General features: G+C 63.3%; 24 protein-coding genes and 1 riboswitch. Of the genes, 13 read left to right on the forward strand and 11 right to left on the reverse strand.

All coding sequences use genetic code 11. The annotated features are described in order from the left end of the window. Positions 1–154: 154 nt before the first annotated feature. On the reverse strand, positions 155–1,480 hold the full coding sequence (locus tag ACX80A_RS10835; RefSeq protein WP_459259711.1) for a GNAT family N-acetyltransferase: 1,326 nt from the start codon (positions 1,478–1,480) through the stop codon (positions 155–157). 43 nt (positions 1,481–1,523) lie between these two features. Further along, positions 1,524–4,157: a DNA polymerase I gene (gene polA / locus ACX80A_RS10840; protein WP_459259772.1), complete on the reverse strand. Its 2,634-nt coding sequence runs from the start codon at positions 4,155–4,157 to the stop codon at positions 1,524–1,526. Positions 4,158–4,299: 142 nt separating this feature from the next. On the opposite strand from polA, the gene ACX80A_RS10845 reads away from it, so the two are divergent. The 3 genes from ACX80A_RS10845 (at position 4,300) to ACX80A_RS10855 (ending at position 6,835) form a co-directional block, all read left to right on the forward strand. Beyond that, complete coding sequence (locus tag ACX80A_RS10845; protein WP_459259712.1) at positions 4,300–4,788, forward strand: PaaI family thioesterase; 489 nt, start codon at positions 4,300–4,302, stop codon at positions 4,786–4,788. A 224-nt stretch (positions 4,789–5,012) separates the two neighbouring features. Further along, positions 5,013–5,783, forward strand: a complete 771-nt coding sequence (locus ACX80A_RS10850; RefSeq protein ID WP_459259713.1) for an AfsR/SARP family transcriptional regulator — start codon at positions 5,013–5,015, stop codon at positions 5,781–5,783. 8 nt (positions 5,784–5,791) lie between these two features. Beyond that, positions 5,792–6,835, forward strand: coding sequence for a hypothetical protein (locus tag ACX80A_RS10855; protein ID WP_459259714.1), 1,044 nt, complete (start codon positions 5,792–5,794; stop codon positions 6,833–6,835). A 70-nt stretch (positions 6,836–6,905) separates the two neighbouring features. On the opposite strand, the gene ACX80A_RS10860 is transcribed toward ACX80A_RS10855, so the two are convergent. Continuing rightward, positions 6,906–7,136 carry a hypothetical protein gene (locus tag ACX80A_RS10860; RefSeq protein WP_459259715.1) on the reverse strand — a complete coding sequence of 77 codons (231 nt, stop codon included), beginning with the start codon at positions 7,134–7,136 and terminating at the stop codon, positions 6,906–6,908. Positions 7,137–7,142: 6 nt separating this feature from the next. Then, positions 7,143–8,357 (reverse strand): S8 family serine peptidase, encoded by a 1,215-nt coding sequence (locus ACX80A_RS10865; RefSeq protein WP_459259716.1) that lies wholly within the window; start codon positions 8,355–8,357, stop codon positions 7,143–7,145. A 171-nt stretch (positions 8,358–8,528) separates the two neighbouring features. Between ACX80A_RS10865 and ACX80A_RS10870 the strand changes: the two genes are divergently transcribed. The 4 genes from ACX80A_RS10870 to ACX80A_RS10885 all read left to right on the forward strand — a co-directional run bounded on the left by ACX80A_RS10870 (position 8,529) and on the right by ACX80A_RS10885 (position 13,218). Further along, positions 8,529–9,008: a hypothetical protein gene (locus ACX80A_RS10870; protein ID WP_459259717.1), complete on the forward strand. Its 480-nt coding sequence runs from the start codon at positions 8,529–8,531 to the stop codon at positions 9,006–9,008. Continuing rightward, positions 9,005–10,912, forward strand: a complete 1,908-nt coding sequence (locus ACX80A_RS10875) for a M64 family metallopeptidase (protein WP_459259718.1) — start codon at positions 9,005–9,007, stop codon at positions 10,910–10,912. The genes ACX80A_RS10870 and ACX80A_RS10875 overlap by 4 nt, the downstream gene beginning before the upstream one ends. Before the next feature lie 28 nt (positions 10,913–10,940). Then, positions 10,941–11,561 carry an L-threonylcarbamoyladenylate synthase gene (locus ACX80A_RS10880; protein ID WP_459259719.1) on the forward strand — a complete coding sequence of 207 codons (621 nt, stop codon included), beginning with the start codon at positions 10,941–10,943 and terminating at the stop codon, positions 11,559–11,561. A gap of 136 nt (positions 11,562–11,697) precedes the next feature. Continuing rightward, entirely contained in the window at positions 11,698–13,218 is a 1,521-nt protein-coding gene (locus ACX80A_RS10885) for a CYTH and CHAD domain-containing protein (RefSeq protein WP_459259720.1), read from the forward strand. Between the two features lie 21 nt (positions 13,219–13,239). Here ACX80A_RS10885 and ACX80A_RS10890 read toward each other — a convergent pair whose 3' ends face one another. Next, the gene (locus tag ACX80A_RS10890; RefSeq protein ID WP_459259721.1) at positions 13,240–13,509 is read right to left on the reverse strand and encodes a hypothetical protein; all 270 of its coding nucleotides are present in this window, start codon (positions 13,507–13,509) and stop codon (positions 13,240–13,242) included. Between the two features lie 174 nt (positions 13,510–13,683). Here ACX80A_RS10890 and ACX80A_RS10895 point away from each other — a divergent pair, with 174 nt between their 5' ends. The 5 genes from ACX80A_RS10895 to ACX80A_RS10915 all read left to right on the forward strand — a co-directional run bounded on the left by ACX80A_RS10895 (position 13,684) and on the right by ACX80A_RS10915 (position 17,862). Further along, positions 13,684–14,631 (forward strand): DUF4389 domain-containing protein, encoded by a 948-nt coding sequence (locus ACX80A_RS10895; protein WP_459259722.1) that lies wholly within the window; start codon positions 13,684–13,686, stop codon positions 14,629–14,631. Between the two features lie 36 nt (positions 14,632–14,667). Next, positions 14,668–14,844, forward strand: a complete 177-nt coding sequence (locus ACX80A_RS10900) for a DUF4389 domain-containing protein (RefSeq protein ID WP_459259723.1) — start codon at positions 14,668–14,670, stop codon at positions 14,842–14,844. 56 nt (positions 14,845–14,900) lie between these two features. Beyond that, the gene (locus tag ACX80A_RS10905) at positions 14,901–15,185 is read left to right on the forward strand and encodes a hypothetical protein (protein WP_459259724.1); all 285 of its coding nucleotides are present in this window, start codon (positions 14,901–14,903) and stop codon (positions 15,183–15,185) included. A 131-nt stretch (positions 15,186–15,316) separates the two neighbouring features. Continuing rightward, on the forward strand, positions 15,317–16,735 hold the full coding sequence (gene nhaA, locus ACX80A_RS10910; protein WP_459259725.1) for a Na+/H+ antiporter NhaA: 1,419 nt from the start codon (positions 15,317–15,319) through the stop codon (positions 16,733–16,735). Between the two features lie 758 nt (positions 16,736–17,493). Next, positions 17,494–17,862: a DUF7793 family protein gene (locus ACX80A_RS10915; RefSeq protein WP_459259726.1), complete on the forward strand. Its 369-nt coding sequence runs from the start codon at positions 17,494–17,496 to the stop codon at positions 17,860–17,862. Positions 17,863–18,024: 162 nt separating this feature from the next. Here ACX80A_RS10915 and ACX80A_RS10920 read toward each other — a convergent pair whose 3' ends face one another. From ACX80A_RS10920 to ACX80A_RS10930, 3 genes are all read right to left on the reverse strand, one after another. Beyond that, on the reverse strand, positions 18,025–19,506 hold the full coding sequence (locus tag ACX80A_RS10920) for a glutamyl-tRNA reductase (RefSeq protein WP_459259727.1): 1,482 nt from the start codon (positions 19,504–19,506) through the stop codon (positions 18,025–18,027). 256 nt (positions 19,507–19,762) lie between these two features. Continuing rightward, positions 19,763–20,542: an isocitrate lyase/PEP mutase family protein gene (locus ACX80A_RS10925; protein WP_459259728.1), complete on the reverse strand. Its 780-nt coding sequence runs from the start codon at positions 20,540–20,542 to the stop codon at positions 19,763–19,765. Beyond that, entirely contained in the window at positions 20,539–21,399 is an 861-nt protein-coding gene (locus ACX80A_RS10930) for an alpha/beta fold hydrolase (RefSeq protein ID WP_459259729.1), read from the reverse strand. Before ACX80A_RS10930 ends, ACX80A_RS10925 begins: the two co-directional genes overlap by 4 nt. Positions 21,400–21,492: 93 nt before the next feature. On the opposite strand from ACX80A_RS10930, the gene ACX80A_RS10935 reads away from it, so the two are divergent. Then, positions 21,493–22,044: a TetR/AcrR family transcriptional regulator gene (locus ACX80A_RS10935; RefSeq protein ID WP_459259730.1), complete on the forward strand. Its 552-nt coding sequence runs from the start codon at positions 21,493–21,495 to the stop codon at positions 22,042–22,044. A gap of 141 nt (positions 22,045–22,185) precedes the next feature. Here ACX80A_RS10935 and ACX80A_RS10940 read toward each other — a convergent pair whose 3' ends face one another. The 3 genes from ACX80A_RS10940 to ACX80A_RS10950 form a co-directional block, all read right to left on the reverse strand. Continuing rightward, positions 22,186–23,076 carry a C40 family peptidase gene (locus ACX80A_RS10940; RefSeq protein WP_459259731.1) on the reverse strand — a complete coding sequence of 297 codons (891 nt, stop codon included), beginning with the start codon at positions 23,074–23,076 and terminating at the stop codon, positions 22,186–22,188. A gap of 3 nt (positions 23,077–23,079) precedes the next feature. Next, positions 23,080–23,293, reverse strand: a riboswitch (cyclic di-AMP (ydaO/yuaA leader). A gap of 208 nt (positions 23,294–23,501) precedes the next feature. Beyond that, positions 23,502–24,143, reverse strand: a complete 642-nt coding sequence (locus ACX80A_RS10945; RefSeq protein WP_459259773.1) for a F510_1955 family glycosylhydrolase — start codon at positions 24,141–24,143, stop codon at positions 23,502–23,504. Between the two features lie 62 nt (positions 24,144–24,205). Then, positions 24,206–24,841, reverse strand: a complete 636-nt coding sequence (locus ACX80A_RS10950; RefSeq protein WP_459259732.1) for a DUF305 domain-containing protein — start codon at positions 24,839–24,841, stop codon at positions 24,206–24,208. Positions 24,842–24,931 lie beyond the last annotated feature (90 nt).

The following is a 24,931-nucleotide window of genomic DNA, read 5'->3' on the forward strand; positions in this document are numbered from 1 at the left end:
AGTGGCACCCGTCCGGAAGTGGACTTTTGGAGAGAGAACGGGGCACCTGATGCTGCTGGATAACCCGTTTCGCAGTGCGCATTACACGCCCGTCCAGTCTAGCCGTCTGCGCCAACACAGGTCAAAGCGGAGGTATGGACGTCAAGAGCGGGAGCTAGAAGTGGGTGATGCAGTACGGACTTGTTGGGGTCTGGAAGACGCGGTCGACGACGGCGAGACCGCCCGGGTCCCCGGCGCCCCCTGCCGTGACGTGCCCGGCAGCGGCCAGTGTCCGGGCCGGCACGCCGCCCAGGTACATCGAGCCGAGTGCCGTGACGTCAACGCGCAACTGGGTGTCGACGTCGTCGTCGAGGCGGGTGACCGTCCCCGCCCCGTTTTCGGCCGCAAGCCTGAACCGCCCTGCTGCGTACCCCAGCGGGTCAACAATTTCAAAAGTGACCGTCCCGGAACCCTGGTAGCCCCGGGCTTCGAGCGCGGCGATGGGGTCGAGGATTCGCAGCCAGAGGACGTCCTCATCGCCGACGAGCTTGTAGCACCGGCGATCCTGCAGTGCCCAGGGCAGGGGGTCATCGACGGGCGCGAGATCAAAGGTGATCCGCTGCACCAGGTCGATTGAGCCGAGGTAGCGCCACAGCTCAAGGTAGGCGGCATCGGAGGCAGCCACCAGGTCGACAATCTTCATGGTGTAGGGAGTGGTTCCCCAGCCAGCGAACTTGTAGGAGACGAACCCGTCGGGCCGGCCGTCGTTGTCGTAGTGCACTGCGGCGCGGACGGCCTTGTCCTCGGTGGGCCGTTCCTCGCCCCACCGTCCGGAGGCCCGCTGGGGGTAGGCGAACTGGCGGCCCACTGACCCGGTGGTGGCGTGATGGAACCGGGCGAAGACCTGTTCGGAAAGGGCTGCCGCGGAGGCTGGTGCCACCACCTCGGTAACTCCATAGGCTGGCGTGCGCAGCGCGAACCGTTCCTTGACGTCGACCTCGATGGAGCGGGTAAACGTTGCAGCGCCGAAGCCGAACCTGCCGTAAATGGTCGCTTCCGATGCGGTCAACGCCGCGATCGCGAGGCCCTTGGCCGCGGCTGCCTGGAGATCGGTGGTCATCATGGTGCGCAGCAGCCCACGACGGCGGTGGGTGGGGCGCACGGTGACAGCGGTGATCTGGTGCGTGTCAACCAATTGCCCGTTGCCGACGTTGAGGGAGTTGACCATGGTGGCATAGGTGGCCACGGGAATGCTGGCGTTCCAGGCGTGTGCGCTGGCTGCGTCGTCGTAGGCACCCCACAGGGTCCGCCCGTCGGAGCTAAACGCCTCGGCGTAGGTGGCCAGGTCTTCCGGCTCGGTCCGCGTCTCATGGAACCCGAAACGGACCGCTTCGAACCAGTGGGCCAAGGTGCTCTCGGCCGAGGAATCCGTGTCAGCGGTCACCGTGAACGTGTCAATGCGCAGTGGGGCCGGGACGGCGGTGTCTTGGGTTTCAGTCACGGTCCACCAGCCTAGTGCGGCGGACCGTCCGGCACCAGCACCGTTAATGGGCAGCCTCGTGCCAGCTGGCACCTACCCCGACCGACACGTCCAGCGGCACCGTCAGGTCAGCCGCTGATCCCATTTGTTCGCGCACCAGCAGTTCCACCGTGTCCCGCTCACCGGGTGCGATTTCGAGGACCAACTCATCGTGCACCTGGAGCAGCATGCGTGAGGAGAGGCCCTGCCGGCGTAGTTCGGCGTCGACGCCGAGCATCGCCTTTTTGATAATGTCCGCCGCGGACCCCTGGATGGGGGCGTTCAACGCCGCCCTCTCCGCCATTTCCCGGAGCTGCCGGTTGTCGCTGGAGAGGTCGGGGAGGTACCGGCGGCGGCCCTCAATGGTGGACGTGAAGCCGTCGACCCGGGCCTGTTCCACGACACCGCGCAGATAGTCGCGGACAGCCCCGAACCGGTCAAAGTAGTCGCCCATCAGGGTACGGGCCTCGTCGACCGAGATGGCCAGCTGCTTGGACAGTCCGAACGAGCTCAGTCCGTAGACCAGGCCGTAGGACATGGCCTTGACCTTGGACCGCATCGCGCTGGTGACGTCGGCGGGTTCGACGTTGAAGATGTGCGCGCCGACAAACCGGTGCAGGTCTTCCCCGTCGCGGAACGCCTGGATCAGACCCTCATCGCCGGACAGGTGAGCCATGATGCGCATTTCGATCTGTGAGTAGTCGGCGGTCATCAGGCATTCGAACCCGTGGCCGACGACGAACACCTCACGGATCCGCCGGCCCTCATCCGAGCGAACCGGGATGTTCTGCAGGTTCGGGTTGGTGGAGGACAACCGTCCTGTGGCTGCGATGGTCTGCACGTACGTGGTGTGGATCCGGCCGTCGTCGGCCACCGACTTCCGCAGCCCCTCGACCGTCTGCCGAAGCTTGGAGGCGTCCCGGTGCGCCAGGAGTTGCTCGAGGAACGGGTGCCCGGTCTTCACGATCAGGTCGGTCAGCGCATCGGCATCGGTCGAGTACCCGGTCTTGATCTTCTTGGTCTTCGGCAGTTCCAGTTCGTCGAACAGGACCGCCTGAAGCTGTTTGGGCGAGCCCAGATTAATTTCTTTGCCAATGATCCTGAACGCCTCGGCGCTGGTGGTGCTCATGGTCGCCGAGAAGTCGTCGAACAGCTGGTCGAGGCGGTCCATCGCTACGGACACTCCGGTGAGCTCCATCTCGGCTAACACCTCGGCCAGGGGTAGTTCAAGACCGCCAAGCAGCTGGTTCGCACCGCGCTCCACCAGCTGGCTGGCGAAGTATTCGCTGAGCTGCAGCGCTGCGAAGGCACGGGCGACAGCGGGCGATGCGACGTCTTCCTCCTCCAGCTGGAGCGCGAGCTGCCCCCCGGTCGATTCGGCCGGGGGCGCGATGGACATTCTCAGGTGGGACTGGCTTAGGTCACCGAGGTCGTACGCCCGACGGTCGGGCTGGATCAGGTAGCCAGAAATCGCGGTATCGTCCACCACTCCGGCGAGCTTCAACCCGCGCGCGGCGAGCAGCTTGTACGCGGCTTTGAAGTCGTGAACCACCTTGGGCGCGCTGAGATCGGCGAGCCAGCCGGCGAGCACCTGCTCGGCCTGGGCATCCAGGGTCTCCAGATCCAGGTACGCGGCGTCGGTCGAGGTCACGATCGCCAGTCCGACGACGTCGTCGTTCCCCGTTGTCGCCTGGGTCATTAACTGGACGGCCGCGATGGCCTGGTTTGTGGCGTTGAGCCACGTGGTGAGGCCCGCGGAATCGCCCAGCGTGACGTGATCCGGCGGGGTCATCTCATCGTGTGCCCCGGCGGCGTCTTCCTCTCCGAACAGGTCGAAGAGGCGTTTGCGGAGGACGTTGAACTGAAGGGAGTCGAACAGCTCCTCAACGGCTGGACGGTCGGGGGTCCGGGACACCATCGTGTCCAGTTCGACCGGCAGCTCAAGGTCGAGAAGCAGGTGGTTGAGGCGGCGGTTCCGCTTGACCAGCTCGATGTTCTCCCGGAGCGAGTCCCCCACCTTCCCTTTGATGGCGTCGAGGTTCTCAAGGATGCCATCCAGCCCGCCATACTGTTTGATCCATTTGGCGGCCGTTTTGGGGCCCACCCCGGGGACTCCCGGCAGGTTGTCGGCGGTCTCCCCGACCAGCGCCGCCAGGTCGGAGTACCTGTCCGGCGGGACCAGGTATTTTTCCTCCACAGCCTGCGCGTCCAGCTGGGGAATGTTGGTGACCCCCTGCTTGGGGTACAGCACTGTCACCCGGTCGTTGACCAGTTGGAAAGCGTCGCGGTCACCGCTGACCACCTGAACATCCCAGCCTTCGGCGGCGGCGCGGACCGAGAGGGTGGCGATGATGTCGTCCGCCTCGTACCCCTCCATCGATAGGGTGGGAATGTGCATGGCCTGCATCACCTTGATGATCAGGTCCACCTGACCGTGAAATTCCGTCGGAGTCTTGGCGCGCCCCGCCTTGTACTCGGTGTATTCCTCGGTCCTGAAGGTTGGCGTGTTCAAATCCAGTGCCACCGCCACGTGGGTAGGCTGCTGATCCCTGATCAGGTTGATCAGCATGGCCGTGAACCCGTAGACGGCGTTGGTGTGCTGCCCGGTATCGGTCGAGAAATTTTCGGCAGGCAACGCATAAAACGCCCGGTAGGCCATCGAGTGGCCGTCAATGACCAGGAGGCGTTTACGGGGACCGTCGGCCGGTGCCTTGGCCGCCGGCGGGGCGTCCGTCAGAGTCGTGGCGGCTACTGGAACGTCGGGTTTGGTTGTTTGACTCACAAGTGCCAGCCTAGTTCCCATGACCCATAATTACACTCCGGAGTCGTCCGGACCGGAACCGATCGCCAACCCCTTCGCCGACGAGCTGACAGCAGCCGGCGTGCCTGAAGAGATGCACGACTGGCTCAGCGGCCACGGCATCGGACGTCTCGCCTCAAAGATGGGCATCGTTTTCACCGAGATGACCGCTGACCGTCTCGTGGCCACGATGCCGGTCGAAGGAAACGAGCAGGTAGCGGGAATTCTGCACGGCGGCGCGCACCTTGTCCTCGCCGAGACGCTGGGGTCTTTCGCTGCCGGCCTGCACGCCGGCCGAAACCGGCAGGCGATGGGGATCGAGATCAGCGCTACCCACCACCGGTCGGCGTCGTCGGGCCTGGTCACCGGCACCGCCACGGCCATCCACCTGGGACGTACCCTGACCACCCACGAAGTGGTGATGACCGACGACGACGGCCGGCGCCTCTCCACTGCCCGGATCACCAACATCATCCGCGACATCCGCTAGAAGCCGTTCGCGGCCACCCCACCTGCCAGCACGCCAACACACCCCCCCCCCCCCGGGGCGGCACACCTCACCACAGGCGGCCGGGCTAATCGTCGACACGTGAGCTGTTGCCGGCAGCATTGACAACTCCCTGAAGTCTGAGGATCCTAACACTTGACAGCGGTCAACCGTTTCAGCGGATAGGGGGCGCCTCTCCCCTTTCAAGCAGGAAGTGGGGGCAGGGCATGTCGTCGAGCATTCCGGTCCAGTGGAACTTGAAGATGTTGGGGTACTGGTGTCTTGAACGGGATCACCAGCCAGTCACTGTTGCGTTCCGTCAGCAACGGCTGATTGCGGCGCTCGCGCTCCGCGGCGGCCGACGACGAAGCTACATCGCTGGGCTGCTCTGGCCGGACCGCACCGACGCGCAAGCCTCCGGCAGCCTGCGCGCCTGCCTGTGGAACATCGCACACCAGCTGCCCGGCCTCCTCCACCCCGTCAGCGACCCGTTGGCCCTCGGCCCGGGCATCAACATCGATGTCGACCAGCTCCTCGGTCGCGTGGACCTTGCCAACAGCGGAGTCGCGGTCCCGCCCGGGCTGGCCACCGAACTGCGCGCCGCCGAGCTGTTGCCCGGCTGGGACGAAGACTGGCTCAGGGTCGACCAGGACTGGCTCTTCCGGCAACGGCTCTCCACCCTCGAAACCCTCGCCGATACGTATCTTGCGGAAGGGCAGCTCGCGGCTGCCCTTGACGCTGCAACCGCTGCCATCGCGCTTGACCCGTTGCTCGAGAGCGTGCAACGGACCCTGCTGCGCATCCATGTGGCGTCCGGAAACCACGGCCTGGCCATCAGGAGCTATCGCACCTACCTCGCCACGTTGAAGCGCGAGTGCGACGCCAGGCCGTCCACGCGGATCACGGAACTCATCCGCCCCCTGCTGCAAACCCAGGAGCCCCTCCTGTTGGAGGCCAGCCCGGGTTTCGGCGTCGGCCTGCGACCGTCGTTCGAATAGGTTAAGCCATGTCAGTGCCCGCCGCCTCGCCCCAGCTACCGCTCCCCTCAACGCTCCCCCCACCGACCAACCGCACCTGGCGGGAACAGGCCATCACCCTTGCTGCCCAGCTGCGCACCCTCGCAGAATGGATCCGCCTCTCCGATCCCCCGTCGGACGCCCAGGCAGGCCAGGGAAGTGCCAAGGCTGCGCTGGACGACGCCATCATTCGGCACCTCGACGAGGCCATTATTGTGGCTGAAAGGAAGTCACCGGCCATCCAGACCTCGTTCAACGGCGCTGTGGTGGAGCGGGTTCTCAGTCAACTGGATGCCGCACAGGTGGCATTGCTGTTGAGAGCTCCGCTGGGTTACGTGCACTCGCAACTGCCAGGCATCCAGGCGCATGCGCGGCACCACCTGTCCCGGGGCGACCCGCACCGGACCGCGGTGGAGGCGGTGATTGCCGCCGCGTCCGCTGCCCCGCTGGAGGAGTCGGGCCGGATGACCCTGGTGGCCGCCTTCAGGGCGTCCTGCCTTGAGTCCCGCGAGGAGTTCTCCCGGGTGCGAAGCTTCCGCAATGTGCTGATCATGGGCGCGCTGGTATTGACCGTACTGGCGACAGCGCTCGCGGTGGCCGGGTGGATTCGGCCGGAGGAGCTGCGCCTGTGCTTCGAACCCTCGGAGGGCACCGCCTGCCCCACCGGCAGTCGGCCCCGGCCCTGGGACGTTCTCTTCATCGAATCGTTTGGGCTGATCGCTGCGGCGGTCTCCGGTGCGGCGTCTCTCCGGCACGTCCGCGGCACCTCCACCCCGTACGGGCTCCCCCTCGCCCTGGCGATCCTCAAACTGCCTGCCGGCGCCCTGACCGCTGTGCTGGGACTGCAGCTCATGCGGGGAGGTTTTGTTCCCGGGTTGAGCGACCTCGATAACCCGGCGCAGATCGTGGCCTGGGCGATCACCTTCGGCGCGGCGCAGCAACTGTTCACCGGGCTGGTGGATCGCCAGGCACAAAACGTGCTCGACGACGTCGGAGGCAAGGCCACCAGCACGCCTGAAACCAACGGTCAGTAGGGCGCAACGAACAGGAGGGCACAGCAAGCGGGCGGACTCGACGACCAGAAGGGGTCAGGCGAGGTGCTGGCTACTGGACGTCGCTGTCGGGCGGCGGCAGCAGGTAGCGCGCCTCCCCGTCCACGGACGACACTCCCTCCACGGCCTCCAGGTCCGGCCGGCAGTCCTCGGACGCTGATCCGGAGATTATCCCCACGTTGTCGAGCACCCGGTCTACCTCCAGACCGCAGGACCTTAGGCGTTCCGCTACCTCCTGGATCGCGGGACGGTGCACCTCATCGACCGTAACGGTGAATTTCATGTCTCCCTATTCCTGCGGCGCCATCACCAGGCCGGAACCGACGTCCACCGACGCCTGCAGTAGCCGCTGACTTTCCTGAACCATCAGCGACCAGAGCTCCCGCCCCCGGAATCCGGAGGCCTGCGCCCACAGCGCGGCTATCCCTGCCGCGTGCGGAGTTGCCATCGACGTTCCACTGATGGTGTTGTAGCGATCGGGCATCAGCCAGGAGGAATACACCTGGAACCCCGGGCCGGCGACATCCACCTGCCCGCCCCGGACCGGGAGGGTCCGGGCGGAGAAGAACGCCATCTCCAGTTGCTGATCCAGCGCGCCCACGGCCATGATGAACGGGCTGTTGGCTGGCGCACCCACAAAACCGAGGTCGCCCTGCCGCCGGTCAGCATTATTCCCCGCGGCCGCAACGATCAGGTGACCCTGATCGAGTGCCCGGCGGCCCACAGCTGTGTAGGGCGGATGCACCTGTGCGATATCGGCACCCAGCGACATCGAAATCACCGCACACCCGTTAGCCATCGCCCAGTCGATCCCGGCGATGATGCCGCCGTCGCTGCCCGACCCCGAGTCGCCCAGAACCTTCCCTGCGTAGATCTCCGCCTCATGGGCGACGCCGTACGCCGGTCCGTCCGACGGCGACCTAGGCCCGCACGAGGTCCCGATGCAGTGAGTTCCGTGACCGTGGCCGTCCTGGGCGGTTTCGCCCTGGACAAACGACTCAACGGTGATCTGCCGGCCGGAAAAGTCCGGGTGGCTGGCGTCGAACCCGGTGTCCAGGACCGCCACCCGGATGCCCTCACCACTGTAGGGTGACGTGTCGGCACTCACCGCCTGCAAGCCCCAGGTGAGCTGAGGAGTGTCCTGGAATGACGCCGGGGCTCCCCCCGGATCCTCGCTCAATACGTGGTGAATCAGTTCGGGTGACACCGAAATAATGGCGCCCTCGTCGGAAGATGTCCGCAACGACCGGGTCTGCTGCGGATCAGCGGAAACCACGGCAACCCCCAGCCGGGAATAGACCGTGCCGTCGGCCCCTTCCGTCTCGGCCGGCGTGGCCGCCCGGGTACCGAAATCACGGGAGTCGGCAATATTGGCCATACCGCCGGTCGACCGCAGCAGACCCGACGCATCCTGCTCTGCGTCGGCGAAGACAACTATGTAACGGCCAGTGGTCTCCGGCTCCTGCCCGCGGGACCGGCTGCCTGAGGGCTCAGAATCAATCATGGTGGCACTCTACCTCTGGGTCTCTCGGGGATAAAGGCACAACGTACCGCCGCCCGCGTTACTGGGGTGTTACAGCCACCAGGGTTCGGGACACCGTGACGGCGGTAACACCCCAGTAACGTCGGCGGCGGGACGATAGGGAGACGACCTCCCGCCGAAAGAAGACCTCCCATGACTGACACCCCAGAATCCGCCCCCGGTGCCATCCGGTTGATATTCGAGTACGACGGCGACGACGTCCGGCTGATCCTGCAGCAGCCAGTCGACGTGGCCGTCACCGGTTTCGATGCGCACCCCGACATCCGCGCTGGCCGATACGCCGAGGTGCGGGACGCTCAGGACGCGCCCCTGACCCGCGTGCCCATCCGCACGGGTGATCTTCACAGCGCCGAGGTGTTTCCCGAGACCCACGGGGAACCGATCACCCGGGTGCAGGTCGACCGCCCCTCTGGCGCGTTCACCGTCGTCGTCCCGGCCCCGGATGCTGCGCGCAGCATCGCGCTGATCGACATTGCGGAGCCGGACCCGGAGGACACCGGCTCGCGGGGTGCCGAACCACCCGGCGACGGCGGCGACGGGCCACGGCTCGGAGCCTCCCGCGTCACGGAACTCACCAGCTTCGCCATTGAAGGACGGGGTGAAACCGAATGACCACCGCCGACGGAGCAATCATCGGGACCACCCAAATCCGAGGCTCAGCACCCCGCAACCGTGCCTTCAACGTGGTGCTCCTGGGCGACGGGTTCCGGGCCGCCGAACAGGCCGCCTTCGACGCAGCCTGCACCGCCCTCGCCAACGCGTTCCTCGGCACTCCACCGTTCAACGAACTGGCTCCGGCCATCAACATCTTCCGGGTCAACGTGTCCTCCACCGACTCCGGAGCCGACGATCCGGTGGGACCGGGCGGCACCGGCGCCACCGCGCGGACCTACTTCGACGCGACCTTCGGCGGCAACGGCATCAGGCGACTGCTGCTCTGCAACGCTGGAACGGCGCTGAGCGTCGCAGCGGCACAAGTGCCGGAGTTCACCACGGTGCTGGTAATCGTCAATTCGACCGTCTACGGGGGAAGCGGCGGTTCCATCGGCACCTACTCCCTCGCCAGCAGCGCCACCGAAATCGGTATCCACGAGATGGGTCACACAGCGTTCGGCCTGGCCGACGAGTATCCCTACTATGCCGGCGGTAACGAGACGGGCCACGACCATCATCCCGGCCCGGAGCCCGGCGAACCCAACGTCACGATCAACCGGAACCGGGCAACCCTAAAATGGCGGTGGGCCGTTAACGCCGCCACAGCAATCCCCACCATGACCAACCCTGACTGCAGCACCGTCGATGCACGGCCCAGCCCGGTGGGCGCAGGGACCGTCGGCACCTTCGAGGGCGCGCACTACTACCACTGCGGCGCTTTCAGACCGGAGTTTGCCTGCAAGATGCGGGACCTCGGAGTACCGTTCTGCCGCATCTGCCGGCAGGTGATCTGGAACCGGATTGGGCCGCTGGGAGCGTTGACGGCGCGGGCGAAAACCCCGATCACCGTGATCGACCGGTACCCGGAACACCTTGACGTGTTCGCTGTGGGCTCCGACGGACGCACCATGTCCAACTGGTGGGACCAGAGCAGCGGGTGGGCCGGATGGTTCCATCTGATGGGCGGGTTCGCGTCGCCGGGCGGCGTTGGGTCGCCAGTGACAGCTGTCGCACGCTACGCAGGCCATCTTGACCTGTTTACCGTGGGCACCGACAACCGCGTGTACAGCGCATGGTGGAGTTCCTCCGGCGGCTGGTCCAACTGGTTCCAGTTGGGCAATCTGGTGGCCCGTGCCGGGTCGACGGTAAACGTCCTCGCCCGGTACGCCGATCACCTTGACGTGTTCACCACCGCCTCGGATGGCAGGATCATGTCGATCTGGTGGGACGTGCGGACCGGCTGGTCCACCTGGTTCCAGGTTTCCGGCGGGGTGGCGGCCAACGGGGCCACCGTCACGGCCATTGCCAGGTACCCGTTCCATCTCGACCTGTTTACCGTGGGCACCGACAACCGGGTCTGGAGCTGCTGGTGGGATGAGCGCAGCGGCTGGTCCCGCTGGTTCCAGGTAGGCGGGCAGCTGGCCCGGCCCGATGCCACAGTGAACGTGGTGGCCCGCCACCCCGATCACCTGGACCTGTTTACCACCGCACCGGACGGCAAAATCGTTTCCACCTGGTGGAGCGCCCGCACCGGTTGGGGCGGCTGGTTCCAGGTGTCCGGTGGTGTCGCGTCCGCTGGGTCGCCGGTGACCGCCGTCGCCCGTTACTCCAACCACCTCGACCTGTTCACTGTCGGCACTGACAACCGGATCTACAGCACCTGGTGGCACGACACCTCAGGGTGGGCCGGCTGGTTCAACATTTCGGGTGGCATCGCCAGGCCCGGCAGCCAGGTGGCAGCCGTGTCCCGGGTGACCGAGCACCTGGACGTGTTCGTCGTCGGATCCGACAGCGTCGTCTACAGCACCTGGTGGAACGCGTCGACCGGCTGGGCTGGCTGGTTCCAATTGGGGATCACCTGACCGGTCCGCGCCGACGTATGCTCTTCGCATGGCCAAATTTTTTGATGTGCACCCGGAGGATCCGCAACCGCGTGCGATAGCGCAGATTGTCGACGTCTTAAGGTCCGGCGGGCTGATCGCCTACCCCACTGATTCCTGCTACGCGCTGGGCGCTCAGCTGGGCAACAAGGACGCCCTCGACCGGATCCGGTCCATCAGAAAGCTCGACAGCAAGCACCATTTCACCTTGGTGTGCAAGGACTTCTCACAGCTGGGACAGTTTGTGCACATCGACAATGACGTGTTCCGCAGCATCAAGGCAGTGACGCCGGGCAGCTACACATTCATCCTGCCTGCCACCAGGGAGGTGCCGCGCCGGCTCCTGCACCCGAAGAAAAAGACCGTAGGTGTGCGCATCCCGGACCACCGGATGGTCCAGGCCCTCCTCGACGAACTTGGCGAACCCCTGCTATCCAGCACGCTCCTGCTCCCCGATCAGGAGGCACCCCTGACGCAGGGCTGGGAAATCAAGGAAGAGCTCGACCATCAGGTGGACGCGGTCATCGAATCCGGGGAGTGCGGGGCAGAACCCACCACCGTCATCGACTACTCCAGCGGCTCCGCCGAGGTGGTGCGGTACGGCATGGGTGACCCCTCCCGGTTCGAATAAGTTCCAACCGGCACCAGCTACCCCCACCTCTCCCCGCACCGTTTCAACGACCTGCTGTCCACGTCCCGGCACCACTCCGGCAGTACCCATGCCGCCATGTCGTGACGCGCGCCAAAGCGGGCGCAATAATGGGGGTATGACACGCACCGAAGCGTTGGAGATCGAACGCAAGTATGACGTCGGGCCCGAGGAGTTGATCCCCGACCTCACCGGCATTGCCGGCGTGACCCGGGTGGACGACGGCGGCACCGTGGTACTCGAAGCGGTTTACTACGATCTGGAGAGCCGCGCCCTGTTGCGCCACGGAATCACCCTGCGGCGCCGACGCGGTGGCAAGGACGGAGGGTGGCAGGTCAAGTTTCCCGAGGCCCCGAACCGGCTTGAGATCCAGGTTCAACCGTCGGGTACCGAGGAGGCAGTGCCAGCCGAGGTGCTCGACCTGGTGCAGGTCCATGTCAGGGGCCGGTCTCTCAGACCGGTGGCGCGCCTCACGACCACGCGAACCATCACGACCCTGGTCGGGACTGCCGGTAGCCCGCTGATCGAGATCTGTGATGATCTGGTTGACTCCCAGGACCTTACCTCCGGCGTCGAACGGTCCTGGCGGGAGTGGGAGGCCGAGGTGGTCGGCGCCGATGACTACCCGGGCGACGAGCAGGCCCGAGTGGTGGACGCCGTCGAGCACTGCCTGCTGAACGCCGGGGCCTCCCCCGGTCTCGGAGAGCCGAAACTCGCCATTGCTATGGGCGGCATCCCCGAAAACTCTCCCGCCGAGGGCAAACCTGGTTCCGTCAGGAATGTCCTCACCACCTCGTTCCGCCAGGCCGCCGCGGACCTGCTGGGCTGGGACCCGCGGGTACGCCGCAGCGAAGAGGGTTCCCTGCACCAGCTGCGAGTCAGATCCCGGACCCTCCGCAGCATGCTTAGGACCTACCGCCCTCTCCTGGACACGGAGCAGGCCGATCACCTGGAAGAACGCCTCAAACTGATGGGTAGAACCCTTGGTGCGGCCCGGGACGCCGAGGTAATCCAGGATCTGATCAGGAAGGGCATCGCGCGCCAGCCAGAGGGCTCGATTCCTCGGCATGTCATCAGACGGTTGGAGAAGATGTCGGCCGCACAGCATCAGAAAGCGCTGGCCCGCGTCCGCCGGGCACTGAACTCCGCCGACTACTTCGCCACCCTCGACGCGCTCGATGAGTTCACGTCGCATCTCCCAGTGCGGGTCGGAAAGAAGAAGGGCGCCAAGGCTGCGTCGCAGCTTGAACAAGCAGTCATCCGCCAGCTGGCCCGCGTGTTGGAAGCCGCTCGGAGAGCGAACCGGGAGACTGATCTAGATGCGCAGCTAGAGCAGTTCCATGATGTACGGAAGAAATCCAAGCGACTGCGTTACGCAATCAGGTCAGTCGATGGTGCCTCAGGGTTCAGTTTTGGCGCACGGGTGGGTAAGTCGCTGAAGTCATCCGAAAAGATCCAGGAGATCCTGGGGACCCATCGTGACAGCGTGCTCTTCCAGCAGTACCTTCTCAAGGCGTCCCGAGCCGCCCACCGCGCAGGCGACAATACCTTCGCCTACGGTGTCCTATATGAGTCCGAGCGGTCGATTCAACGTGCAGCTGAGACGGATTTTCGGAAAAGGATCAACAAATTCGACTGACCCGGAGGGTGCTGGACTAACTCACCAGTCCTGCCAGCGGCGGTTGCCCTGCAGTGGGATTGCGCGCCGGGCCGGGCCGCGTTGTTCGTTGTCTTCGGTGGTCCAGGAAATGAGCACCACCGGTTTCTTGCCCCTCAGGTATCCGCTGAAGGAGGCCTCGCCCGACGTCGCCATGGTGCTCCGCAGGTTCGACGTCTCCACCGCGAACTGTTCAAACTGGACGTCAACTGTTGTCGCCTTGGCGGACCCGGTGTTGGTCAGCACCCAGATGTTGTCCTTCTGCCAGTACACGGACCAGTCGGCTTCCCGCGCCCGGGGAGGCTCAATAACTTCCGCATGACAGGGTTGGGGCAACCCCGGGCTTACGGCGCCTGCGGTCAACAGACAGCGCTGCCCACCCACCGCCAAAGCCAAATCCTGCTGCAACTACAGCTATCACGGGAAACCAGATCCAGTCCATCGTTCGTGTCCTACTTCATGGACAGTCGCGAGGAAATCTTCATCGGCATCGCCCCTCAGGATGACGTGGGCGAGTATCTCGCCGGAGTTAACCACACCGTGTTGAAGGACGTTGGCTTCGACCCGTTCCGGCCGGTCTACCGCGATGTCTCCGCGTCAGCGACTCCCGAAACACTCGGTTCGCAGCAGTTCTGGGCCGCCTCGGTCTCGGAGTCCGGGGAGCAGGAGCTAACCTGGAACGTCGCCGCGGGCAACTGGACTGTTGTGGGGATGAATGCCGATGCCACGCCCGGCTTTTCCGCCGATTTGCAGGCGGGCTTTCGATCTGAGCTGATCCGTCCCCCAGGAGCGGCGATCCTCATCATCGGTCTGGTCATCCTCGTCACCGGTCTGCCCCTCCTCATTGCCGGTGCCATCGGGTTGGGCAGGACCAGGGAGCTTCGGGATCAGCCCCCCATCGTTTCTCCGCCGGACCAACCGGCCGGACCCCCGAACATGGAAACGGTTGGCTCCGCCCCAGCTCCCTACCCGGTGCAGCTCGTGGGCCGGTTTGATCCCGGGGTGTCCCGGCGGATGTGGCTGGTGAAGTGGTTTCTCGCGATCCTCCACTTCTTCCTGCTCTTCTTCCTCTGGGTTGCTTTCGCGGTCATCAGCATTGTCGCGTGGTTCGCCATCCTCATCACCGGCCGTTACCCTCGGCCGCTCTTCAATTTCGCCGTCGGAGTCATGCGCTGGAACTGGCGGGTGGCGTTCTACGCGTATGCGGCGGCTGGCACCGATCAATTCCTGCCCTTCACCTTGGCTCGGACCAACTACCCGGCCGACGTCACCGTAGAGTACCCGGCCCACCTGTCCCGAGGCCTGGTGCTCGTTAGGTCCTGGCTGCTCCTCATCCCGCACCTGCTTATCGTTTCGGTGATAACCGGTTCTGCCACTTGGGAGTGGCAGGTTTGAAGCGAAGAGTATGACACCACTGGCGGCCTTTCCCTTTTGGGGCTGCTGGTGCCGGCCGCCGTGGTGGCCCTCCTCTTTACTGGCACATATCCGCGTCCACTCTTCGCGTTTATTCTGGGGTTGAACCGCTGGTCCTACCGTGTCCTCGCCTACGGCGCGCTCATGCGCGATGAGTATTCGCCGTTCCGTCTCGACCAGTACACCGAAACGTGACCGAGCCGACACGTGTCCCACCTGCCCTCCCGCCAACTCAGAGCGCAGTATGAGGCATGGACAAAATCAACCGGATCGTCACATGCACGTTGCGGTGGCTCCGTGCCAATCGGGACTGGCTGCCGGCCGTCCTGGTCCTGGCCGGTGTAGCCGCGTTCTGGTCGGTTGGTCTGCTGGGTGGATTGGCGATGCTGCGCGAAGCACAATCCCCCATGGCCACCCTCATGGGTCTTTACATCATGCTCGCGATGGTCGCCATCTCGGTCGCCGTAGCCGTCCTGGCTGCCTCGGATCTGGCCCGCCGGATTGCCGCGCGGAAGAACATCCTGCGGCGCAAATAGGCACGCGCCACCGGACCTTTCCCACCGCCTGGGGCAGTTTTACTGGTCTGACCCGGTAGACTGGCTTGAAGGTGAGCCGGGAAGTCTGGTCGGCAGTTTCTATTGTCGAACCCAATTCAGGAGCCGCAGTCATGGCAGACCCAACATCCGGACACGAACCCGCTCGAGGGCTACTCGGCCGCGGCACCTATGCCGAGTCGCTGAGAGTCGGTGAGATTCTCCGCAAGGAAACAGTAGGCGGTATTCTGCTGGTGATCACCGCCACCGCAGCGATTATCTGGGCCAACTCCCCCGCATCTGATAGCTACTTCGCACTCCGGGACTTCACCTTCGGGTACGAACCGTGGCATCTTGAACTGAGCCTGGGCGCCTGGGCGGCTGACGGCCTGCTCGCCGTGTTTTTCTTCCTCGTCGGGCTCGAACTGAAACGTGAATTCGTTGCCGGTGATCTGCGCAGCCCAGCCAAAGCGATAGTCCCGGTCGCAGCGGCGGTCGGCGGTGTTGTCGTTCCTGCCCTGGTCTACGTAGGCATCAACCTTCTCAGCCCTGACACGCTGCGTGGCTGGGCCATTCCCACCGCCACCGATATCGCGTTCGCCGTCGCCGTCCTCGCGATCGTTGGCTCGCACCTGCCGAGCGCGCTCAGAATCTTCCTGCTGACGCTCGCCGTCGTCGATGATTTGATCGCTATCTCTATCATTGCCCTTTTCTACTCTGATGACATCCAGGTCACCCCTCTGCTGCTGGCCCTCATCCCGCTCGCGCTGTACACGGTGCTGGCGCAGAAGTATCGCGAATTCTTCCACTTGAAGCCTGCCGCCGCCTGGGTCATCCTGCTGCCCATTGGCTTTGTCGTGTGGGCTCTCGTCCATGCCGGAGGCATTCACGCTACAGTCGCCGGAGTTCTCCTCGGATTTGCAGTACCAGTCCTGCACCGGAAGTCCATCGCTGGACCGGACGCCGGCCCGGGTTTGGCCGAGCTTTTCGAACACCGGATCCGTCCCCTCTCCGCCGGGTTCGCGGTCCCGGTCTTTGCTTTCTTCTCTGCCGGCGTCACGGTCGGCGGCTGGAGCGGGTTCGTCTCGGCAGTGACGGACCCGGTGGCGCTCGGAATCATCGTAGGTCTGGTGCTGGGTAAGCCGATCGGCATTGTCGGAACCACCTGGCTCCTCACCAAACTCACCAAGGTGAACCTCGACCCCGCCCTGCGATGGGTGGACCTGATCGGCGTCGCGTTGCTGGCCGGGATCGGTTTCACCGTCTCGCTGTTGATTGCGGACCTGAGCTTCACACCCGATGGGTCAACCAATGACCATGCCAAGGTGGGAATTCTGTCGGCTTCCGTTCTCGCCGCCCTGATCGCGTCGCTGATCCTCTTGGCCCGCAACAAGCACTACCGCACTATCGAGGCGGAGGAAAAGGTCGACGACGACGGCGACGGAATCCCCGACGTCTATCAGAAATCCGACAACCCGGCAGACAAGCCCCTTACCGCTCCTGAACCAAACGAACCCCTGTCCGGCGTCGACCGCCGTGGGCCACGGTCCTGAATGTCTTGGAGTCCTGCGCCGAGCTTCCCGCAAGCCGTTCCCGCATGAGAACACTTGAATCGTTGATCGAAATCACCCAAAGTTCCGCGGGTCGGTAGAGCGGCTGCGCGCGGGCCAATCGGCTCAGGGCCAGAGGTCCGGGTGGAAGTTCAAAGCATACGGCGGCATGTCCGGAATTTGGTCATCCTTATCCTTTGTGACCGCTGACGTTGGGTCCTGATGTGACACCCGCTCGTCGGAGTCCCCGGGCGTCGTTGAAGCGAGACTGTTGTCCATGTTTCCCCCATGGTTAACGTCGGCGGAGGGTACCGCCGCATTATCCGAAATTATGCCATTCTCCGCCGACATTTTAAGTTGGCGTGCCGTGGCGGGGACCACAGTTTCCTTTCTCCTCGTCGACAGACCGAATTGACCGGGTCCTCGTCCACGTTTAGCCGAGCGAACATTCCTACTGGACATTGGGCAGGAGCCACGTTACCCAGGACGCGGCGATCGAAGCTTCGCGAAACTACGGCGTGTACGACGAAGGGACCGGCACCCAGGTCGCCCACGGTCGCGCGGTGACTGACGGTGTCCGGAGCCGTCGAGGATGATGGCTCGGGTGCTCCAGGCTCGCTGATCGGCCGATTCTGCGCTGCAAAAGAATGCACCAGAAGAACTGGTTGCGGCAATCACCGCCGTCGCCGGTGCCATTCTGGAACGGATTGAACATAACATTTCACTATTGCCAAGGTGGCTACAAGTAGACAGGACCTGTGATGACGGGTGAGCATGCGGGCGTGCGACCGTTTTCGATGCTCCTGCGCGACGACGGCTACATACACGTCGAGTGGGATGAGGGACATACCGTGACGGAACAGGATGCCCGAAATCTCATTGAACACCTCGCACGGTTATCTTCGTCGGTGTGCCGGCCGATGCTCGTCCGCCTCAACAACATGATTTCCCTCAGCAGACCAGCGCTGCACGCCTTCGCAACCGAACTTGACGTTTCAGCATTGGCTATCGTCGGCTCCACCGCGGTAGACCGCGCTATCACTACCTTCTTCACTGAGGTACACGAACCGCACTACCCCACTGAGTACCTCGAACCTTCCGCCACCGCTGTTCGGTGGCTGCTCGACTGACCGATCCGATCTGCACTTGGTGAAGCAGGTTCCTCGTTGGAAATAGCGGCACAACTTCGTCACCAGCGCCGGAATCTTTGGCACAGCGAGCACGCTCGAGATTTCACCCGACGAATGTTGGCGATGATGTGGGCTGCGATAGGACGTGGGGCTGCGGGAGAGTCAATACGGTGGCTCATTTGCCCGCTCTCGCGTTCCAATCATGCAAAGCCGCGGGCACACGTTGAACGGGCTACGGTCGGCCTTCGGGCAGGGGCCGCCCTCTAACCCGCATTCCCCCGGGACGAGTGGGGCTAACTCAGGTCGATTGTCGCCGTCATCTTTTTCGGGGTTTGAATGCGTGACGCTGATTCCGAAGAGAACTTCCAGCGCTTTCCTATATTCGTCCTGCCGGCCAACCACGGCCAGTTGTGCCGCGCGAACAGTCGGCACGTGCAGGAACTGCCGGGCAATCCGCCGCAGCGCGGCGTTTACTTCCTCCGCCGTCGCGGCAGAACTATATTGCTGCATCACGCGTTGCATTTCCGTGTCCAGAATCTTGTGGACGTGCTGGCGGAGGGCGACGATGGCAAGGTCCGCAACCCTGCTTCGCTCCCGCTCCTCGAAATGCTGTGCTGCCTGTTGAACAAGATGCCGTGCGCTTGACAACACCTCCGCATCCGCCTTCGGGGCGTCCCGGCGGACTGACTCCAGGTTTATGAGTTCAACGCACGGCAATTCCGCCACCGACAGCTCAAAGTCATGGCTGGGGACAAGATCGACAACGGTCAGAGGATGGCTCACTGGACGCTCGCCACATTCTAGTTCGGATGAGTCGAAGCGAGTTCCAATGCCGCTGCATCCAATGAGGAGGTCCGATGTGGCGACGGCTGAAGCCAGGTCCCCCGCGGTGAGCGCCGTTGCTCCCCTCGCTGCAACGAACGCCTCTGCCCTGCCCGATCGGGAGAACACTGAGATGTCCGAACAACCTCTGCTCCGAAGTATATTCAGGACGCAACTGGCGTAGGCACCCGTGCCGAACAGGACAACGGACGCGCCGGTCAGGGGCGGAAGCAAAGGGCCTTTGGCAGCCAGATCAAGTGCTACGGCGGCAATGGACCTGCTGGAGCGACTTAGCGTGGTGCGTGCGCCGACCTCCTTTGCTGTTTTGGATGCTGTCTCGAAGAGGCGCACTAGGAGCCCGCTCACAGTACCCGCCTGCTGCGCGTTGCAAAGCGCTCGGCGAACCTGCCCAGCAATTTCACGCTCGCCCGCAACAATCGACTGCAGCCCGGTTCCGACGCTGAATAGGTGCTCCGCCACCGACGAACCCCAGAGGCACTCAAATAGTGGGATCAACCTAACTAGCGGTAGACCGGAACAATAGCTGACAGCGGTGAGGGTGTCAGAGTATGCCGTTTCCACGTCCGCGTTCGGTGCGGCCTCACAGTAGATTTCGAAGCGGTTGCAAGTTGAAAGAACTACTGAACCGGAAACCGCATCACTGTTGAGGCGCAGGTGCGGGGCTATCTGCGAGGCAACGTGATGGAGCTGGGCTGCGGAGTCGACCCCTAGATCCCGGTATTTCGCAACGAGGACCAGGAGCTTCGGAAACTTCTCGGTCTGGTGGATGTCAGTGGCCGCCACCAGCGAAATTTCAGACATTGCTGGTCCCCTCTAACTAGGTGTCGCGAACCACCACATTGCGTCCGCCCCACGTTGCTCTGAAGACAGGATGATACGGAAACCTTTGGAAAATCTTGAGACCTCGCCGGACCCGGTCCGTAAGCGAGGGTCCCAACGGGGAAGCCAGGTGAGATCTTTTTGCCTCTGACACAAGAAGGTGGACGTCAGAAGGTGGCAGAGTGGCGGCTGAAGCTCTAAACAAGCGCTCAAACCTTCAGCCGCCACTGTTCGGCGCTTAGTTCAGGGCCGGGGTGTCGACCGGAATTACGCCGGCCCCGTACAAATCGGTGGCGAGGTCCCGAAGTGCTCGCAATGCAACCCGTTGAGTGAAGGGTCCGTAGGAGACGCGGGCGACACCGAGTTCCTGCAGCTCGGTTGCTGTCAGGGCGCCGGGGGCTCCGATCACTGATAGCCGTCCCTTTCCAAATCCGTCGACGAGGGGCTCGATGACGTCACGGGTCAGCGCTCCGGGAACGAATACCAGGGCTGCCCCGACGTCCAGGAAAGCTCGACCTCGGCGGATTGCGTCGTCGATGCTGTCTTTCATTGGGCGGTCACCGGCACGTGCAATCGCGTCCGTGCGCGCGTTCAACTGAAACGCGATGCCCTCGTCGTTGGCTGCGGCGATGATGGCTTGCACGCGGGCGACGGATTCATCGAAGGGTCGCAGTCGGTCTTCGACGTTGGCGCCAACGACGCCGAGCCCGATCGCTCGGCGTATCGTCTCGGCCGGGTTTTCGTATCCGTCATCAAGATCGGCTGTAACGGGAAGGGCAACGGCGTCTACGATCGTTTTCACCCCGGCCAGTGCCGTGTCCAAAGGCATGGCGCCATCGGCATAACCGTAGGAGGCGGCAATTGAGTGACCAGCCGTGGCGATCGCTTTGGTCCCAGGCAGTGCTGCGACAGTCGTGGCGCTGATGGCGTCCCAAACGTTGACAACCCGCAGGATCTCCGGTGCGGTGTGCAACGACTGCAATTGCTGGGCGCGCTCGAGGATGTACTGTTCGGTCATTTTTCGCCCCCGTTTCCTGTCAGTTCCTTGTCAAGGAAGCGAAGGAGCACATCATTCACCTCTGAGGCATGGGTCCAAAGCATGCCATGAGGGGCTCCCTCGATCTCCACATAGTCCGCCTCAGGCAAGGCTTTGTGGAACTCCCGTCCTGTCGAGTCGATCGGCAAAATATTGTCAGCTGTACCGTGCACGATCAGCGAGGGCACAGTGATCTTGGCGACGTCTGCACGGAAGTCGGTGAGCCAGGTGGGTTGTGCCCATACAGAGGCGTGAGAAGAAGCCGCGTAGGCAAGGTTCTTGTTTGCTGCGAGTGCTTCCTCGCTAAGCCGGGCGCCGAGGTTGTCTTTGGTGTTAAAGAAGTCATCAAAAAAGTTGGTAAAGAATGCGTACCGATCCGACTTGACTGCCGCAAGCAACCCATCGAACACCTCCTGAGAAACCCCAGCAGGATTATCTTCGGTCTTCAGTAGGAAGGGCTGAAGCGAACCGAGGAATACTGCCTTCGTAACGCGGTCTGAACCGTAGGTGCCAAGGTACCGTCCCACTTCGCCGGTTCCCATGGAGAATCCGACCAGGACAGCATCACGCAGATCGAGCGATTCCAGGACTGCCTGCAGGTCAGCGGCGTAGGTGTCATAGTCATGGCCAGTGGTGGGTTTGGAGGACTTACCAAAACCTCTTCGGTCGTAGGTGATGACCCGGTAGCCAGCATCAAGAAGGGCCGAGCTTTGCTTCTCCCATGACGACCCGTCAAGGGGATACCCGTGAATCAGAACGATCGGCTGGCCGTCTCCGTGATCCTCGAAGTACAGCTGAACTGGGGCCGAGTTTTCGTATCCGGCGGTGATGTACGGCATCAAGCGAATCCTTCCAATAGGATGAGAACGAGCGTTCTCAGGATACTACCGACACTACGGGAACGGCGGTTCCGCCGCAAGTACACTGGGACAATGGACGAAGGAAAGGTGCGCGACAGGGTGATCGAGGCCGCTGACTCGCTGTACTACGGGCGCGGCATCCAGGCTGTAGGAATGGATGATTTGCGAGAGGCCTCTGGCGTATCCCTGAAGCGGCTATATCTGCTGTTTTCATCTAAAGAGGCGATTGTGCTTGCGGTGCTCCGGTACCGGCACCAGCTGTGGACCGATGGCGTCACGTCTGCTGTAGACCGCGCCACGTCCCCACGGGAACGCCTGCTGGCCGTCTACGATTATCTCGCCGACTGGTTTGCCACCGACTCATTTCGGGGCTGCGGGTTTATTAATGCCTTCGGGGAGCTTGGCGCCGTTTCGCCTGCAGTTGCCGAGATAGCCCGATTACATAAACGCTCCTTTCAGGAGTACCTATCCCGCTTGGTCGCCGACGCCGGTGGAACCGAGGAACTTGCCGCTCAGCTGGCCATCCTGGCGGAAGGCGCACAAACCACCGCCGCGATTAGCGGCACCATCGAACCCGCAGGGCAAGCCCGCCGAGCGGCCGAAATCCTCATCGACTCCCGCTGAGCTTCTCGAACGCTGATACCCAACGACTATTCAGATCAGGTCAGGCATGAGTTAGTAAAACACAAAAGTGGCAGATGCCCTCCGTTCAGGGCACCTGCCACTCTTGTTCGGCTTACGGAGGATATCCGTACGGCCTCGGTGTTAGCCGTTGACTCGGACGAAGTAAGATCCGGCGAGGTCGGACAGCGGGTGCTCAATGGTGAGGTTGGCCCCGTTCATGCCGCTGCTGATGACGTTCCCGTTCCCCACATAGATCGCAATGTGGCCGGGGCGGACGACGAGGTCACCGGGCGCGGGGCTTGATACCCGGGTTCCATACTGGTCAAACTGCAGCGGTCCAAGGTCGCCAACGTTCAGGCCGATGGAGCGTAGTGCCTGCTCGACGAGGATGGTGCAATCCTGAATGGACCCAAGCTGGCCGTAAGCCGAAGCGACCAGTGCAGCGCCAACGCCACTCGCTGGAGTGGAAGGACTGTCTGATGCAATCGGGGTGATGGAACCGGAAGCCAGAGCCATCATTGCCGGCGCAGCCGCCGGTGCCGCAGCCGTCGGTGCCGCGGCGGGAGCCACTGGGGCGAACGCTTGAAGCGCGGACGGTGCAGGTGCGGATGGTGCCGGAACGGTAGCGGGATCGGCGGCAGGGGCCGCGCCGCCTGCGAGCTGGATCTGCTGCCCCGGGTAGATGATGGAGGCGTAGGACAGGCCATTCTGCGTCAGCAGATTGTCAAGGCTGATGCCGTTCCGTGAGGCAATCGCCCCAAGCGTATCGCCGGCGACGACCGTGTGAGCTCCCGCGGCAGCAGCGGGCGCTGAGATGGTTGTTGCTTGAGCTGTGTTTCCGGCGTCCTGGGTGTATGTTCCGGCGTGGGCGGTAGCTCCGACCGAGAAGACAAGGCTGCCGGTCGCGGCTGCGATGATTGCTGGTTTGCCCAGTGCGACGGCGTTGGACTTCGCTGACTGGGCCAGGCCCTCGAGGGCGATGGAGTGGTTGGTGGCGGCGCGGTGACGTGCCGGGATGGACGTACGTGACATGGTGGTTTGCCTCTCCCATGCCTGCGGGGTGAGCTGTCGGGTTCGGATGGGAGTCACCCGGCCGGCCGCCACCGGTGCACTATTCCTGCCATCGCGAACGACGTAGGTCATGCACTGGATAGTCGGATCGACTTAACCCCGAGGGTCACCGTGTGCGGTGGCCCGGTGGAAACGTGGTTCCCCCGTCCCTGCCATCTGGATTGTGCGAACGGTTCCCGGAGCAGCGGCAGGGCTCGGCATTCTGCTCGGGAGTGTGATCTCGGCGGGGTGCCAGGATCACTCGAAAAAGAATACCCCACCCTGGTATTTAAGTCACATTAGGGTAACGGTTCCCAGGGATTGCCCAGGGGGCGATCAGGTTCCACGTCCTTCGAACGAAGTAACGATACCGATTCTCTGAACCGTCGTCCCTCCGGTCCGGGCGGTTACTGGTGGTTGGATCGAATGTTCGTGAAGGTCCGCCCGTTGTCGTTGGAAACCTGGACTCTGTCTTCGGTCGCGACCCAGATCCGCATTAAGCCGTCGTCAAGCATGTGGGTTGTGATCGCCGCTGCCTGACCGGAAACTATACCTTGTTTCGTCCAGGTCAAACCTGCGTCCCGGCTGGTATGGATCTGGCCCTCAGGTGTAATTCCCGCAGCAATACCTTCAGAAAGGGCGGTCAACATGAGGAGGGGCGCTCCAGGTACGGCAGCCCACGTCTCGCCGTTGTCCGTGGAACGTTGCAGGCCTCCCTCGGTTGTCGCGAGAACAGTACCGTCACGGGGTGTTGCAGCGAGGTTGAACGCAGGAATCTGTCCATCGACGAAGTCCCAGGAGGTTCCGTCGTCGCTGATCCGGAGCTGACCGTCGAATCCCACTATCCCGGAGTCGGTGGCGGCGAGGGCATGGAAGTCGGACTCGCCCTGCTGGGATAGCGGCTGCCAGCTTTGCCCCTGGTCGGTCGATCGAATGAGCCCGACCGGGTCGGGAAGTTCTGATCCAGGCCCCGGATGCCCGGATGCGTAGAAGTCTCCGTTTCCCGCCGCGGTAAAACCCATCAGATCAATGGTTGGGCCGATTTTGATGGCTGGCTAAGGATGAGGAGGGCCAATTTTTGCCCTCCTCATCCGGTGGAACACCCGCAGGGCTAGAATCCGGCGAGCAGTTCTTCCATTTCCTGAATTTCCGCTTGCTGGGTTTCCGCTATCGTCTCGGCGAGCGCAATTGCTTCGGGGTTCTCTCCGTTGTCGATTTCTTCATGGGCCATGTCCACCGCGCCGATGTGATGTTCAGTCATCGATTCGAGGAACATCTCGGCCGCATCGTCACCTTCCGCGGCTTCAAGGTCGGCCATCTGGTCTTGGCCCATCATTCCGTCCACACCACCGGTGGATCCCATGCCGTGGCCCGCCATCCCACCTTCGGGCATGACCGGCCGGTCCCACGCTTCCAACCAGCTGGTCATGGTTTCAATCTCGGGGTCCTGTGCCTCTTTGATCCGGGTGGCCAGATTGACGACGTCGGGACTGACATTGTCCTTGGCTAGCATCACGTCGCTCATTTCGACCGCCTGTTGGTGGTGGGGAATCATCGACTGAGCGAACATCGCGTCGGCGTCGTTGTGCTCGGGCGATACCTCGGCAGTGGATTCGGCTGAGGTTGTTTCCGGGGTGGAAGCCGATGGTTCGTCCACCGAAGTCGCGGGATTGGTGTCGCTGCCGCAGCCAGCGAGGGTGACGATAGTAGCAACGCTCAGTACAGAAAGGGAAAGGTAACGCTTCATAGTGATCTGATCCTTTGGAATTCATCTGATGAAAGTCTGTAGAAATGCCCTCGATGGGCATAACGATGCCGTTGGGTGGGAGCCTTATCG

This window comes from Arthrobacter sp. TMN-50, from assembly GCF_054511125.1.

Bases quoted from the DNA above. Each gene is read 5' to 3' on its own strand.
- polA (WP_459259772.1), bottom strand. From the start codon at position 4,157: ATGGCCTACCGGGCGTTTTATGCGTTGCCTGCCGAAAATTTCTCGACC.
- ACX80A_RS10845 (WP_459259712.1), top strand. From the start codon at position 4,300: ATGACCCATAATTACACTCCGGAGTCGTCCGGACCGGAACCGATCGCC.
- ACX80A_RS10850 (WP_459259713.1), top strand. From the start codon at position 5,013: ATGTCGTCGAGCATTCCGGTCCAGTGGAACTTGAAGATGTTGGGGTAC.
- ACX80A_RS10855 (WP_459259714.1), top strand. From the start codon at position 5,792: ATGTCAGTGCCCGCCGCCTCGCCCCAGCTACCGCTCCCCTCAACGCTC.
- ACX80A_RS10860 (WP_459259715.1), bottom strand. From the start codon at position 7,136: ATGAAATTCACCGTTACGGTCGATGAGGTGCACCGTCCCGCGATCCAG.
- ACX80A_RS10865 (WP_459259716.1), bottom strand. From the start codon at position 8,357: ATGATTGATTCTGAGCCCTCAGGCAGCCGGTCCCGCGGGCAGGAGCCG.
- ACX80A_RS10870 (WP_459259717.1), top strand. From the start codon at position 8,529: ATGACTGACACCCCAGAATCCGCCCCCGGTGCCATCCGGTTGATATTC.
- ACX80A_RS10875 (WP_459259718.1), top strand. From the start codon at position 9,005: ATGACCACCGCCGACGGAGCAATCATCGGGACCACCCAAATCCGAGGC.
- ACX80A_RS10880 (WP_459259719.1), top strand. From the start codon at position 10,941: ATGGCCAAATTTTTTGATGTGCACCCGGAGGATCCGCAACCGCGTGCG.
- ACX80A_RS10885 (WP_459259720.1), top strand. From the start codon at position 11,698: ATGACACGCACCGAAGCGTTGGAGATCGAACGCAAGTATGACGTCGGG.
- ACX80A_RS10905 (WP_459259724.1), top strand. From the start codon at position 14,901: ATGGACAAAATCAACCGGATCGTCACATGCACGTTGCGGTGGCTCCGT.
- nhaA (WP_459259725.1), top strand. From the start codon at position 15,317: ATGGCAGACCCAACATCCGGACACGAACCCGCTCGAGGGCTACTCGGC.
- ACX80A_RS10915 (WP_459259726.1), top strand. From the start codon at position 17,494: ATGACGGGTGAGCATGCGGGCGTGCGACCGTTTTCGATGCTCCTGCGC.
- ACX80A_RS10920 (WP_459259727.1), bottom strand. From the start codon at position 19,506: ATGTCTGAAATTTCGCTGGTGGCGGCCACTGACATCCACCAGACCGAG.
- ACX80A_RS10925 (WP_459259728.1), bottom strand. From the start codon at position 20,542: ATGACCGAACAGTACATCCTCGAGCGCGCCCAGCAATTGCAGTCGTTG.
- ACX80A_RS10930 (WP_459259729.1), bottom strand. From the start codon at position 21,399: ATGCCGTACATCACCGCCGGATACGAAAACTCGGCCCCAGTTCAGCTG.
- ACX80A_RS10935 (WP_459259730.1), top strand. From the start codon at position 21,493: ATGGACGAAGGAAAGGTGCGCGACAGGGTGATCGAGGCCGCTGACTCG.
- ACX80A_RS10940 (WP_459259731.1), bottom strand. From the start codon at position 23,076: ATGTCACGTACGTCCATCCCGGCACGTCACCGCGCCGCCACCAACCAC.
- ACX80A_RS10950 (WP_459259732.1), bottom strand. From the start codon at position 24,841: ATGAAGCGTTACCTTTCCCTTTCTGTACTGAGCGTTGCTACTATCGTC.